We start from the raw sequence: 12,829 nt of genomic DNA on the forward strand, positions 1-12,829 counted from the left end.
TTACGCCGCGCGGCGCCGGAAGTCGCGCGGCCGGAATCCCAGCAGTGCGAGCATTGCGAAGTAGGTCACGGCACTGGCCACAATGATGCCCAGCAGCGCACCAATGCGCAGGCCAGGCGTGACTTTCATGGCGGCCCAGTCGAACTGTGCCTGGCCGAACCACGCCACGGCGCCCATTGCCGCCACGCCGATGGCGAGCTTCAGGAAGAACTTGCCCCAACCCGGCTGCGGCGTGTAGATGCCGCGTTTGCGCAGGCCAATGTACAGGCAGGTGGCATTGATGCAGGCGCCCAGCCCAATCGACAGGGCCAGGCCTGCCACGCCCATCAGCGGCACGAAGATCAGGTTCATCAGCTGCGTGGCAACCAGCACGGCAACGGCGATGCGTACCGGCGTCTTGACGTCCTGGCGGGCATAGAACGCCGGCGCCAGGATCTTGACGAGGATGATGCCCAGCAGGCCGGCGCTGTAGGCCATCAGCGGTAGCGATGAATTGACCAGAGCTGCATCGTCGAATTTACCGTAGTGGAAGAGGGTGGCGATCATCGGCACGGCCAGCGTGGCCATGCCCACCGCGGCAGGCAGCGCAAGCAGGAAGGTCAGGCGCAGGCCCCAATTCAGCAGCGCCGCGTATTCGGCGGTGTCGCCTTCGCTATTGGCTTTCGACAGCGATGGCAGCAGGATCGTGCCCAGGGCCACGCCCAGCATCGCGGTCGGGAATTCCATCAGGCGATCGGCATATTGCAGGGCCGAGACGGCGCCGGCGGCCAGGCTGGCGGCGATGCCGGTATTGATCAACAAGCTGATCTGCGCTGCGGAGACGGCGAACACGGCCGGGCCCATCTTCTTAAGCATGCGGCGCACGCCGGCGTCGCGCAGGCCCGTCATCGGATTGAACGAGATGCGCGGCAACATGCCGATTTTCACGAGCGACGGAATCTGGATCGCCACCTGCAGCAGGCCGCCGACGCAGACCGCAATCGCCATCGCGTAGATCGGCTGTTCGAGGTAATTGACCAGCACGAGCGACGCGAAGATGAACGACAGGTTCAGCAGCACCGGCGTGAACGCGGGGATCTTGAACTGGCGCCAGGTATTCAGGATGCCGCCGGCCAGCGCGACAAACGACATGCAGGCGATGTACGGGAACATCATCTGCGTCATGATGACCGACGCGTTGTAGGCGCCGGGCGTCTCGCGCAGGTCGCCCGCCAGGACCATGATCAGGAGCGGGGCGCCGATGATGCCCACGATACTGGTGAGCACCGTGGCCCACAGCAGCGACGTGGCGACATGATCAACGAGGGTCTTGGTGGCCACGTCGCCATGCTGCGTCTTGTACTCGGACAGGATCGGCACGAATGCTTGCGAGAACGCGCCTTCGGCAAACAGGCGCCGCAGCAGGTTGGGCAGGCGGAACGCGATGATGAAGGCATCGGTGTACGCCGAGGCGCCGAAAGCGCGTGCAAACAGGCTTTCACGCAAGAGGCCGGTGACGCGCGAAAGCATCGTCATGCTGGAGATGGCGGCGAGGGTTCTGAGCAGGTTCATGGCGCGAGATTATACTGGTGCAACTCGACCGGTACAGACATCCGGCCGACAATCTTTGAATTTTGAATTGCCCAGACTTGAAAGCTTCGCTATAATCATGGGCTGTACTGAATTCTGTTAGCAGACACTAATCGTTGGGCAGGCTCCTGCGCCGGTTTAACAGTCGCTAATGTTTGCAAACGCAACTTGACCCCGATTTAGGAAATTCCATGGCAAATACCGCACAAGCGCGCAAGCGCGCTCGTCAAGCAGTTAAGCAAAACGCGCACAACTCGTCGCAGCGTTCGACCCTGCGTACCGCAATCAAGGCAGCTCGCAAAGCCATCCAGGCTGGCGACAAAGAAGCCGCGACCCTGATCTTCCAGCAGTCCGTGTCGAAAATCGACAGCATCGCTGACAAGAAAATCATCCACAAGAACAAAGCAGCGCGCCACAAGAGCCGCCTGGCTGCAGCCCTGAAAGCACTGTCGGCGTAAAGCCCGCGTGCGTGCGGCCTTCGGGCCGCGCAGGCAAGTTCTGTGCAGTGGAAAGACCCGCCCGACTTCGGTCCTGGCGGGTTTTTTTGCTTGGCGCTTTCGTTTTTCCATCCGGAATGCATGGCGGGGTTGTCGATAACGTAAAAACTGGTGTCCGCCGCAAAGGTGGGGCATAATATGGCGCGTCTTATGTCTTATAGAAGACTGGCGTTGAAGACAGGTTTCGCGGCCTTGCACGAAGCGGCCGCCCAACCAACGGAATGTACGCCGGTGCGCTCTGGCCCTCCCGTCGCAGACAGGGGTAGAATGTCCGGCATCGGCGCCCAGTGCCCGCAGCGCATCGATTGATGGGCTGTGGCCAATTGTCAGTTTTTACTACGCGCGACGTTGTCGCGATTACCGAGGAAAATGTGCATGAGCAGTGATCAGACCATCATCTACACCCTGACCGACGAGGCGCCGCTGCTGGCGACCCACGCCTTCCTGCCTGTGGTCAGCACCTTCACGAAGCCGGCCGGCATCACCGTCACGGCCAGCGACATCTCGGTCGCGGCCCGTATCCTGGCAGCGTTCCCTGAAAACCTGACCCCGGAGCAGCGCGTGCCGGATTCGCTGGTCGAGCTGGGCAAGAAGACGCTCGAGGCGAGCGCCAACATCATCAAGCTGCCGAACATCAGCGCCTCGGTCAGCCAGCTGACCACCGCGATCAAGGAACTGCAGGACAAGGGTTACAACATCCCTGACTACCCGTCGGACCCAAAGACCGACGAAGAAAAAACCATCAAGGCCAAGTACGGCAAGTGCATCGGCTCGGCAGTGAATCCGGTGCTGCGCGAAGGTAACTCCGACCGCCGCGCCCCGCGCGCCGTCAAGGAATACGCACGCAAGAACCCGCACTCGATGGCCCCATGGTCGCAGGCATCGCGCACCCACGTCGCGCACATGACCGAAGGCGACTTCTACCACGGCGAAAAGTCGATGACGGTCGAAGCTGCGCGCGACGTCAAGATGGAACTGGTCACCAAGAGCGGCCAGACCATTGTGCTCAAGCCAAAGGTTTCGCTGCTGGCCGGTGAAATCATCGATTCGATGTTCATGAGCCGCAAGTCGCTGCTGGCCTTCTACGAAGCCCAGATCGAAGACGCACACGCCACCGGCATGCTGTTCTCGCTGCACGTCAAGGCAACGATGATGAAGGTGTCGCACCCGATCGTCTTCGGTCACTGCGTGCGCATGTTCTACAAGGAAGCGTTCGAGAAGCACGGCACGCTGTTCGAGAGCCTGGGCATCAACGTCAACAATGGCATGGCCGATCTGTACAACAAGATCGCCGACCTGCCGTCGTCGCAGCGCGAAGAAATCATCCGCGACCTGCACGCCTGCCAGGAACACCGTCCTGAACTGGCCATGGTCGATTCGGCCAAGGGCATCACCAACTTCCATTCGCCGAACGACGTGATCGTCGACGCGTCGATGCCAGCGATGATCCGCGCCGGTGGCAAGATGTACGGCGCCGATGGTCGCCTGAAGGAAGTCAAGGCCGTCATCCCTGAGAGCACGTTTGCGCGCATCTACCAGGAGATCATCAACTTCTGCAAATGGCATGGCGCCTTCGATCCGAAGACGATGGGTACCGTCCCGAACGTCGGCCTGATGGCCCAGCAAGCCGAAGAATACGGCTCGCACGACAAGACCTTCGAGATCCAGGAAGACGGCGTGGCCAACATCACCGACCTCGCCACCGGCGAAGTCCTGATGAGCCAGAACGTGGAGCAGGGCGATATCTGGCGCATGTGCCAGGTCAAGGATGCGCCGATCCGCGACTGGGTCAAGCTTGCGGTGACGCGCGCGCGCAACTCGGGCATGCCGACCGTGTTCTGGCTCGACCCGTACCGTCCGCACGAAAATGAACTGATCAAGAAGGTCAAGGTCTACCTGAAGGATCACGACACGAACGGCCTGGATATCCAGATCATGTCGCAGGTGCGCGCGATGCGCTTCACGCTCGAGCGCGTCTGGCGCGGCCTGGACACCATCTCGGTGACCGGCAATATCCTGCGCGACTACCTGACCGACCTGTTCCCGATCATGGAACTGGGCACGTCCGCCAAGATGCTGTCGATCGTGCCGCTGATGGCCGGTGGCGGCATGTACGAAACGGGCGCCGGCGGTTCGGCACCGAAACACGTGCAGCAGCTGGTCGAAGAAAACCACCTGCGCTGGGATTCGCTGGGCGAGTTCCTCGCGCTGGCGGTGTCGCTGGAAGACCTGGGCCTGAAAACCGGCAACCACAAGGCCAAGATTCTGGCCCGCACGCTGGATGCTGCAACCGGCAAGCTGCTGGACAACCGCAAGTCGCCATCGCCAAAGACCGGCGAGCTGGACAACCGTGGCAGCCAGTTCTACCTGTCGCTGTTCTGGGCGCAGGAGCTGGCTGCGCAAACCGACGACGCCGCGCTGGCCGCCACGTTCGCGCCACTGGCCAAGAAACTGGCCGACGACGAAGCGACCATCGTTGCCGAGCTGCTGGCCGTGCAGGGCAAGCCGGTCGATATCGGTGGTTACTACAAGCTCGATGAAGCCAAGGTGACGGCTGCGATGCGTCCGAGCGCCACCTTCAATGCAGCGATCGATTCGTTCGCCTGAACTGAGCGGCTGCCGTAACTAGAACCCGCCGACCGCAAGGTCGGCGGGTTTTTTATTGGCGCAGTCAGCGTTATCTATTGATGACGCTGATAGCAATGCAAAGCAATTGTTCTGGCGACGTGACCCGTTCACCATCCAGCGCCCAGCGCCAGCCCAGGTAATTAGGCAGGTAGCGCGACGCCACGCCGCGAAAGCCCTGTAGCCAGGCCTTGAAGCGTTGATGGTAGGCGTTCACGTTTTGCACGTGGATGGCAAGGCTGCCCAGACGCCTCACGCGCACACCTTCGCGTACATTGACCGCCTCGTGCGCGATGCTGTGTTTGCGTGCAAAGGCGCGGTAAGCAGGATGGCCATCACTGACCAGCAACGCCTGCCTGTCGAGCCTGGGCAGCAAGTCACGCTCGAGTTGCGCAGCAGTGAGTGCACCGCGGCCAGTGACGGCATCGACCGTACGGCCCTCGCGGTCGCGCGCAATCAGGATGCAATCGAGTTCACCGGAAATGCCACGTTTGGCAGCATGGCCGCCGCGATGGCGCGGTGGCCGATCGAGGGTACGCGAACCCTTTTGTGACTCGAGCAAAAATGTTTCGTCAGCTTCGACGATGCCATTGAGCGCTCCGGGCCGGTCGAGCTTGACCCAGTGCAGGAAGCGGTGGCGCCATCGAAAGGCCGTGTTGCGGTGTATCTCGACCCGATCTGCCGCCTTGCGCACGGGGAGTGAATCGAGCAGCACCTGCGAATACGCGAGCCATTTGGCCTTGAGCCTGAGCCGCGCCAATGGCGTGCCGGTCAAATCGTTAAAGGTGCGGCCACAGGCACAGCAGCGATAGCGCTGCAAATCATTGGCGAACCCATGGCGGTAGCAGCGCTCGTTGCCGCATCTGGGACAGCAGCGGCCTGGCGCTCTGGCCTCACTGATGAGCGCGACTACCTGATTCAGCCCGGCTGCAGGATGCAGGGCATCGAGCACTTGCCGGCGCTGAGGCTGGTTCAGCGAAGGCAGTTTTGCGAACCAGCCCTTGAAACGTGGCGCTTTCATGATCGACTCCTGACGCTGGGGACAGGGGTTGGACCACTGGACTGCTCGTCAGTTCAAAGCTGGTCTCTATTTAACGCTGACTGCGCCTTTTTATTTACCCGCGTGGCGCGAATAGGCCGGCACGTCGATGAATTCGCCGGGCAGCAATGGATGCGTGCTCAGGGAAAACGGGCCGATACTGCTGCGCACCAGGCGCAGCGTCGGCAAGCCCACGGCCGCCGTCATCCGGCGCACCTGGCGGTTCTTGCCTTCTTCGAGCGTGATCGCGATCCAGCTGGTCGGCTTGTCCTGGCGCGCGCGGATTGGTGGATTGCGCGGCCACAGCCACTCGGGCTCGGCGATGCGCGCGGCGCGGCACGGTTTGGTGACGAAGTCGCCCAGGTCGAGCGGCGCCTGCAGGCGCGCCATGGCGGCGGCATCGGGCACGCCATCGACCTGCACCAGGTAGGTCTTGGCTTCCTTGTGATCCGGATGGGCGATCTTGTGCTGGAGCTGGCCGTCGTCGGTCAGCAGCATCAGGCCTTCGCTGTCGGCGTCGAGCCGGCCGGCGGGGTAGATGCCGGGAATCTTGAGATAGTCAGCAAGGCATTCGCGGCCTTCCTGGGACGAGAACTGGCACAGGACCTGGAACGGTTTATTGAAAAGGATCAGGGACATGAAGGTGCAGAGAAACGAATGAAAGGGCGGCCAGCCGGTAGCGTGGCAATATGGCAAAATACTGGGGCATAATGAAGAGCAGCCCTCGGCTGACGCTGGCAACGGCGACATTGTAAGCGAGTTAGTAACGTCGTTCGTCACGTCGTTCTCACCGCCTTTCGCCACCCACCTGGAGAACTTGATGTACCAGCATATCACCGTCCCGCCTGCGGGCCAGAAGATCACCGTCAACGCCGATTTCAGCCTGAACGTGCCGGCCACGCCGATCATTCCGTATATCGAGGGCGACGGCACGGGCGCGGACATCACGCCGGTGATGAAAAAGGTGGTCGATGCAGCCGTGCACAAGGCCTACGGCGGTGAACGCAGCATTGCCTGGATGGAGATCTTTGCCGGCGAAAAAGCGACCAAGCGCTACGGCGCCGACGTCTGGCTGCCCGCCGAAGCGCTGGATGTGCTGAAGGAGTACGTCGTCTCGATCAAGGGTCCGCTGACCACGCCCGTCGGCGGCGGCATCCGCTCGCTCAATGTCGCGCTGCGCCAGGAGCTCGATCTGTACGTCTGCCTGCGCCCGGTGCGCTATTTCACCGGCGTGCCGTCGCCACTGAAGCAGCCGGAAAAGACCGACATGGTCATCTTCCGCGAAAATTCCGAGGACATCTACGCCGGCATCGAATGGGAGGCCGGTTCGGAAGGTGCGCAAAAGCTGATCGCGTTCCTGAAGGCTGAGCTGGGCGTGTCGAAGATTCGTTTTCCCGCCACGTCGGCCCTTGGCCTGAAGCCCGTCTCGATCGAAGGCACCGAGCGCCTCGTGCGCAAGGCGATCCAGTACGCGATCGACCATGACAAGCCATCGGTGACCCTGGTTCACAAGGGCAATATCATGAAGTACACCGAAGGCGGCTTCCGGGACTGGGGTTACGCGCTGGCGCAGAAAGAATTTGGCGCCGAACTGTTCGACGGCGGCCCATGGTGCAAGCTCAAGAACCCGAAGACCGGGCGCGACATCATGATCAAGGACTCGATCGCCGACGCCTTCCTGCAACAGATCCTGCTGCGCCCGGCCGAATACAGCGTGATCGCCACACTGAACTTGAACGGCGATTATATTTCGGATGCACTGGCGGCCCAGGTTGGCGGCATCGGCATCGCGCCGGGCGCGAACATGTCCGATTCGGTCGCGATGTTCGAAGCGACCCACGGCACGGCGCCAAAGTATGCCGGCAAGGATTACGTGAATCCCGGTTCGCTGATCCTGTCAGCCGAAATGATGCTGCGTCACATGGGCTGGAGCGAAGCGGCCGACCTGATCATCGCGGCGATGGGCAAGGCCATTGTGTCGAAAAAGGTAACCTACGATTTCGCGCGCCTGATGGAAGGGGCGACGCAGGTGTCGTGCTCGGGCTTTGGTGAAGTGCTGATCGAACAGATGTGACGTGCAGCCCGTCGTTGCCGGTACGGCGGACGAAAAAAAACCCCACTGTGACAGTGGGGTTCTTCGCTTCCGGGAGGGGAATGATTAGTTACCCTGGATGTTGGAAGCTTGCTTGCCTTTAGGGCCTTGCGTGACTTCGAATTGGACTTTTTGACCTTCTTTGAGGGTCTTAAAACCGTTCATGTTGATTGCGGAGAAGTGTGCGAACAGATCCTCGCCGCCGTCATCAGGCGTGATGAAGCCAAAGCCTTTGGAATCATTGAACCACTTAACAGTACCAGTTGCCATAAAAGAACTTTCAAATTTAACAAATCACACGAGCCATAAAAGCAAGAAACCTCTTGCCCTCCTCAGCCTGCTCACTTCTTATCAACGAGTACATAAGTACAAAGTCGATGACTGCATTGTTGGTGGAATAATCACGCAAGTCAAGGGGTTTGGGGCGCGAGTTGTCAAATTTTTCATCGAATTCCTGTGCGCCGGACTTGATTTCGGCAATCGAAACGCCATCTGCGCAGTTATCCGAAAAAGCGTAAGATGGAAATATCAGAAAACGAGCTGATGTTTACGCTCTGCACCAACCTCGGAAGTATTAGAATACCCCATGGCAACGAAGCACGATACTGAACAACTGCTAGAGCGGCAGACCGTCAAACCGCCTCCGCTATACCAGGTGGCGCTACTGAACGATGATTACACGCCGATGGAATTTGTCGTGGCCGTGATCCAGGAGTATTTCAACAAGGATCGGGAAACGGCCACGCAGATCATGCTGTCGGTGCACCAGAATGGCAAAGGGGTGTGCGGCGTGTTTTCCAAAGATATAGCGTGTACCAAAGTGGAGTTTGTCTTAACGCATGCACGCAAGGCAGGGCATCCCCTGCAGTGCGTGATGGAGGAAGTATGATTGCGCAGGAACTTGAAGTATCCCTACACATGGCCTTTGTCGAGGCACGCCAGGCACGCCACGAGTTCATCACCGTGGAACACCTGCTATTGGCATTGCTCGATAATCCTTCGGCCGCCGAAGTCCTGCGTGCATGCGCGGTCAATATTGAAGACCTGCGCAAGACCCTGACGAATTTCATCGGCGACAACACCCCGACCGTGCCTGGCACGGGCGAGGTGGACACCCAGCCGACGCTTGGTTTCCAGCGCGTGATCCAGCGAGCGATCATGCACGTGCAGTCGGCGTCCAACGGCAAGAAAGAAGTCACCGGCGCCAACGTGCTGGTGGCGATCTTCGGCGAAAAAGACTCGCACGCGGTGTACTACCTGCACCAGCAGGGCGTGACCCGTCTCGACGTGGTCAATTTCATTTCGCACGGCGTGCGCAAGGACCAGCAGGTCGACACGTCCAAGGCGCCCGAAGGCGTCGAGGAAGCGCAGGTCGAAGGCCAGGCGAAAGAAAGCCCGCTGGACCAGTTCACGCAGAACCTGAACAAGGCCGCGGCCGATGGCAAGATCGATCCGCTGATCGGGCGCGAAGAAGAAGTCGACCGCGTCATCCAGATTCTGTGCCGTCGCCGCAAGAACAATCCGCTGCTGGTGGGCGAGGCGGGCGTGGGTAAAACCGCGATCGCTGAAGGCCTGGCATGGCGCATCGTCCAGGAAGACGTGCCTGAAATCCTGCAGAACGCTGTCGTGTTCTCGCTGGACATGGGCGCGCTGCTGGCCGGCACCAAGTACCGCGGTGATTTCGAGCAGCGCCTGAAGGCCGTGCTCAAGCAGATCAAGGACACGCCGAACGGCATCCTGTTCATCGACGAGATCCACACGATCATCGGCGCCGGTTCGGCCTCGGGCGGCACGCTCGACGCATCGAACCTGCTCAAGCCTGCGTTGGCCAATGGCCAGCTCAAGTGCATTGGTGCGACCACGTTCACCGAGTACCGCGGCGTGTTCGAAAAAGACCACGCGCTGTCGCGCCGGTTCCAGAAGGTCGACGTCAACGAGCCGACCGTCGAACAGACGATCGCGATCCTGCGCGGCCTGAAGTCGCGCTTCGAAGAGCACCACGGCGTGAAGTACTCGGCTTCGGCCCTGACCACCGCCGCCGAGCTGGCTGCGCGCTTCATCAATGACCGTCACCTGCCCGACAAGGCCATCGACGTGATCGACGAAGCCGGCGCCGCCCAGCGCGTGCTGCCGAAGTCGAAGCAGAAGAAAACGATCGGCAAGACCGAGATCGAGGACATCATTGCCAAGATCGCGCGCATCCCGCCGCAGTCGGTCAATCAGGACGACCGCAGCAAGCTGCAGACGATCGACCGCGACCTGCGCAACGTCGTGTTCGGGCAAGACCCGGCGATCGAGGCGCTGTCGGCCGCGATCAAGATGGCGCGTGCCGGCCTGGGCAAGACCGACAAGCCAATCGGTTCGTTCCTGTTCTCGGGTCCGACCGGTGTCGGCAAGACCGAGGTCGCCAAGCAGCTCGCCTTCATCCTGGGCATCGAGCTGGTGCGCTTCGACATGTCCGAGTACATGGAGCGGCACGCTGTCTCGCGTCTGATCGGCGCGCCACCGGGCTACGTTGGTTTCGACCAGGGCGGCCTGCTGACCGAAGCGATCACTAAGAAGCCGCACACCGTGCTGCTGCTGGACGAGATTGAAAAAGCCCACCCGGACATTTTCAACATCCTGCTGCAGGTGATGGACCATGGCACGCTGACCGACAACAACGGTCGCAAGGCCGACTTCCGCAACGTGATCATCGTCATGACCACGAACGCGGGCGCGGAAAGTCTGACCAAGCGTTCCGTGGGCTTCGTCAACTCGCGTGAAGCGGGCGACGAAATGGGCGACATCAAGCGCATGTTCACGCCGGAGTTCCGTAACCGTCTGGATGCGATCATCAGCTTCCGCGCGCTGGACGAAGACATCATCCTGCGCGTTGTCGATAAGTTCCTGATGCAGCTGGAAGAGCAGCTGCACGAGAAAAAAGTCGAAGCCATCTTCACCGAGAAGCTGCGCAAGTTCCTCGGCCAGAAAGGGTTCGACCCGTCGATGGGTGCACGACCGATGTCGCGCCTGATCCAGGACATGATCCGCAAGGCGCTGGCCGACGAACTGCTGTTTGGTCGCCTGACCAATGGTGGCCGCGTGACGGTCGACCTGAACGAGAAGGACGAGGTTGTCCTCGAATTCCCCGAGGGCGATGTGAGCCCGCCACCGGCCCCGGCCGAGACGGTCGAAATCGAGTAAGCAGGTTCGCTCCCGCAAAAGCCCGCGCACGCAAGTGCCGCGGGCTTTTTTTATGCCGAGCGGAACCCACACGTAACGTCGATTGCGCATTTCTTCGATGCAATCGGAGTTACTGGCGAGCCATTTCACATGCCTGTCATCGTTACTTCCTACACTGTGCGTACACGCTGTTTCACTCTCACGAAGAACCCAATGCGACTCGCACCGCGCAATACATTTACCAAGCTCATCGGCGCCTTTGGCATCCTCTCCCTCGTCATCGTTCTCATTGCCGCTGTTGCCGTCTGGCGCATGCACGCGGCCGACGTCATCACGTCGAACCTGGTGGACGACAAGCTGGTCAAGCAACAACTGACGTCCGAGCTGCTGGGCATTGCGCGCCTGAATGGCTCGCGCGCCGTGTCGATCGCGCGCAGCGACAGCCTGGAACTGGGCGATTATTTTGGTGCGCAACTGGCCGAGGGCCGCAAGCTCGCCAGCGACATCGAGGCGAAACTGGGCAAGCTACCGGCCACGGCCCAGGAGCGCACGCTGATCGAAGGCGCCAGTGCCAACAAGGCGGCGCTGGCCGCGACCCAGGCCGATCTGTTCAAGGCCAAGGACCTGGGCCAGACGGGCCTCGTTGAAGACATCCTCACCAAGCGCTGGGAGCCGGCCTATCGCGCCGAAGTCGCCGCGCTCGAGGGCCTGCTCACCCACGAGAGCACCGAAGCGCACCGCCTGGCCGACGCGTCGGCAGCGGAATCGAGCTTCAGCAAGACGCTGCTGCTGGCACTGGGTGGCGCCGCGCTGGCCGTGGCCGGCGGCCTGGCCTGGCTCCTGACCCGCAATCTGGTAGGCCCGCTCAGGCAAGCCGCGACACTGGCCGAGCAGGTGGCCCATGGCGACCTGCGCCCGACCATCAGCCACACCCGTACCGATGAAATCGGCCGCCTGTTCGACGCACTCAATGGCATGACGCACGGCGTCTCGGGCACCGTGGCGCAAGTGCTGCAAGGGGCGCAGGCAATCGACGCCGCCTCCAGCGAAATCGCCGAAGGCAACCAGGACCTGTCGATCCGCACCGAGCGCCAGGCCGAATCGCTGCGCGAGACGGTGACGGCGATGGATGAACTGTCGGGCGCCATCGCCAGCAACAACGCCAACGCGCAGCAGGCCAATGCGCTGGCCCAGACCGCGTCCGGCGTGGCCGCCGAGGGCGCGCAGGCCGTGGGTCAGCTGGTCGTGCGCATGGGGGCGATCAAGGCGTCGGCCGCGCGCATCGTGGACATCACCGGGATGATCGACAGCATCGCCTTCCAGACGAATATCCTGGCCCTGAACGCCGCGGTGGAAGCGGCGCGGGCGGGGAGCGAGGGGCGCGGCTTTGCCGTGGTGGCGGCCGAAGTGCGCAACCTGGCGCAACACTCCGCTGGCGCGGCGAAGGAAATCAAGAAGCTGATCGGCGAATCGTCGCGCGAGATCGAGGCCGGCACCGGCATCGCCGAAGCAGCCGGCTCGACCATGCGCACGATGCTGCAGCACGTGCATGACGTGGCCGGCATCCTGGGCGAGATCCACACCGCCAGCGCCGGTCAGGCCAACGGTGTCACGCAAGTGAGCCGCGCCATTGCCGAGATGGACCTCTCGACCCAGCAGAATGCGGCGATGGTGGAAGAAGCGGCAGCAGCAGCCGCCTCAATGCGTCAGCAGGCCGCGGAGTTGTCGGCGCTGGTGGCGACGTTCAAGTTACGTCAAGAGCCTCTGTTGCTGGCGTAGGGTGCGCGGCTATGCCGCGCACGCGGTGATGGTTGGCAGTAAGGTCATCCGGAATGATGACAG

The 12,829-nt window shown here is 61.5% G+C and carries 10 protein-coding genes; 6 read left to right on the plus strand and 4 right to left on the minus strand.

Annotation, left to right across the window (positions count from 1 at the left end):
- Nucleotides 1-1,551, minus strand: coding sequence for a murein biosynthesis integral membrane protein MurJ (murJ, locus tag ACZ0AJ_RS04270; protein ID WP_482897953.1), 1,551 nt, complete (start codon nucleotides 1,549-1,551; stop codon nucleotides 1-3).
- Nucleotides 1,552-1,760: 209 nt separating this feature from the next.
- On the opposite strand from murJ, the gene rpsT reads away from it, so the two are divergent.
- Nucleotides 1,761-2,027: a 30S ribosomal protein S20 gene (gene rpsT, locus ACZ0AJ_RS04275; RefSeq protein WP_183550274.1), complete on the plus strand. Its 267-nt coding sequence runs from the start codon at nucleotides 1,761-1,763 to the stop codon at nucleotides 2,025-2,027.
- Nucleotides 2,028-2,441: 414 nt separating this feature from the next.
- The gene (locus ACZ0AJ_RS04280; protein WP_499452879.1) at nucleotides 2,442-4,673 is read left to right on the plus strand and encodes an NADP-dependent isocitrate dehydrogenase; all 2,232 of its coding nucleotides are present in this window, start codon (nucleotides 2,442-2,444) and stop codon (nucleotides 4,671-4,673) included.
- A 70-nt stretch (nucleotides 4,674-4,743) separates the two neighbouring features.
- Here ACZ0AJ_RS04280 and ACZ0AJ_RS04285 read toward each other — a convergent pair whose 3' ends face one another.
- Both ACZ0AJ_RS04285 and ACZ0AJ_RS04290 read right to left on the minus strand, forming a co-directional pair.
- Nucleotides 4,744-5,712, minus strand: a complete 969-nt coding sequence (locus ACZ0AJ_RS04285; protein WP_499452880.1) for an IS1595 family transposase — start codon at nucleotides 5,710-5,712, stop codon at nucleotides 4,744-4,746.
- A 90-nt stretch (nucleotides 5,713-5,802) separates the two neighbouring features.
- Entirely contained in the window at nucleotides 5,803-6,369 is a 567-nt protein-coding gene (locus ACZ0AJ_RS04290; protein WP_499452881.1) for a pseudouridine synthase, read from the minus strand.
- Between the two features lie 181 nt (nucleotides 6,370-6,550).
- Here ACZ0AJ_RS04290 and icd point away from each other — a divergent pair, with 181 nt between their 5' ends.
- Nucleotides 6,551-7,804: an NADP-dependent isocitrate dehydrogenase gene (gene icd / locus ACZ0AJ_RS04295; protein WP_258836107.1), complete on the plus strand. Its 1,254-nt coding sequence runs from the start codon at nucleotides 6,551-6,553 to the stop codon at nucleotides 7,802-7,804.
- Between the two features lie 84 nt (nucleotides 7,805-7,888).
- Here the strand turns inward: icd and ACZ0AJ_RS04300 are convergent, their stop codons facing one another.
- The gene (locus ACZ0AJ_RS04300; protein WP_171084635.1) at nucleotides 7,889-8,092 is read right to left on the minus strand and encodes a cold-shock protein; all 204 of its coding nucleotides are present in this window, start codon (nucleotides 8,090-8,092) and stop codon (nucleotides 7,889-7,891) included.
- Between the two features lie 316 nt (nucleotides 8,093-8,408).
- On the opposite strand from ACZ0AJ_RS04300, the gene clpS reads away from it, so the two are divergent.
- The 3 genes from clpS to ACZ0AJ_RS04315 all read left to right on the plus strand — a co-directional run bounded on the left by clpS (nucleotide 8,409) and on the right by ACZ0AJ_RS04315 (nucleotide 12,766).
- The gene (gene clpS / locus ACZ0AJ_RS04305) at nucleotides 8,409-8,711 is read left to right on the plus strand and encodes an ATP-dependent Clp protease adapter ClpS (RefSeq protein WP_137175749.1); all 303 of its coding nucleotides are present in this window, start codon (nucleotides 8,409-8,411) and stop codon (nucleotides 8,709-8,711) included.
- A complete protein-coding gene (gene clpA, locus ACZ0AJ_RS04310; protein WP_258836105.1) occupies nucleotides 8,708-11,008 on the plus strand; it encodes an ATP-dependent Clp protease ATP-binding subunit ClpA in 2,301 nt (766 codons plus the stop codon). The genes clpS and clpA overlap by 4 nt, the downstream gene beginning before the upstream one ends.
- A gap of 192 nt (nucleotides 11,009-11,200) precedes the next feature.
- A complete protein-coding gene (locus tag ACZ0AJ_RS04315; RefSeq protein ID WP_499452882.1) occupies nucleotides 11,201-12,766 on the plus strand; it encodes a methyl-accepting chemotaxis protein in 1,566 nt (521 codons plus the stop codon).
- Nucleotides 12,767-12,829 lie beyond the last annotated feature (63 nt).

Source organism: Telluria sp. AC161 (assembly GCF_979258535.1).

Excerpts from the sequence above, each read along its gene's own strand:
- murJ (WP_482897953.1), bottom strand. The coding sequence starts at position 1,551 with ATGAACCTGCTCAGAACCCTCGCCGCCATCTCCAGCATGACGATGCTT.
- rpsT (WP_183550274.1), top strand. The coding sequence starts at position 1,761 with ATGGCAAATACCGCACAAGCGCGCAAGCGCGCTCGTCAAGCAGTTAAG.
- ACZ0AJ_RS04280 (WP_499452879.1), top strand. The coding sequence starts at position 2,442 with ATGAGCAGTGATCAGACCATCATCTACACCCTGACCGACGAGGCGCCG.
- ACZ0AJ_RS04285 (WP_499452880.1), bottom strand. The coding sequence starts at position 5,712 with ATGAAAGCGCCACGTTTCAAGGGCTGGTTCGCAAAACTGCCTTCGCTG.
- ACZ0AJ_RS04290 (WP_499452881.1), bottom strand. The coding sequence starts at position 6,369 with ATGTCCCTGATCCTTTTCAATAAACCGTTCCAGGTCCTGTGCCAGTTC.
- icd (WP_258836107.1), top strand. The coding sequence starts at position 6,551 with ATGTACCAGCATATCACCGTCCCGCCTGCGGGCCAGAAGATCACCGTC.
- ACZ0AJ_RS04300 (WP_171084635.1), bottom strand. The coding sequence starts at position 8,092 with ATGGCAACTGGTACTGTTAAGTGGTTCAATGATTCCAAAGGCTTTGGC.
- clpS (WP_137175749.1), top strand. The coding sequence starts at position 8,409 with ATGGCAACGAAGCACGATACTGAACAACTGCTAGAGCGGCAGACCGTC.
- clpA (WP_258836105.1), top strand. The coding sequence starts at position 8,708 with ATGATTGCGCAGGAACTTGAAGTATCCCTACACATGGCCTTTGTCGAG.
- ACZ0AJ_RS04315 (WP_499452882.1), top strand. The coding sequence starts at position 11,201 with ATGCGACTCGCACCGCGCAATACATTTACCAAGCTCATCGGCGCCTTT.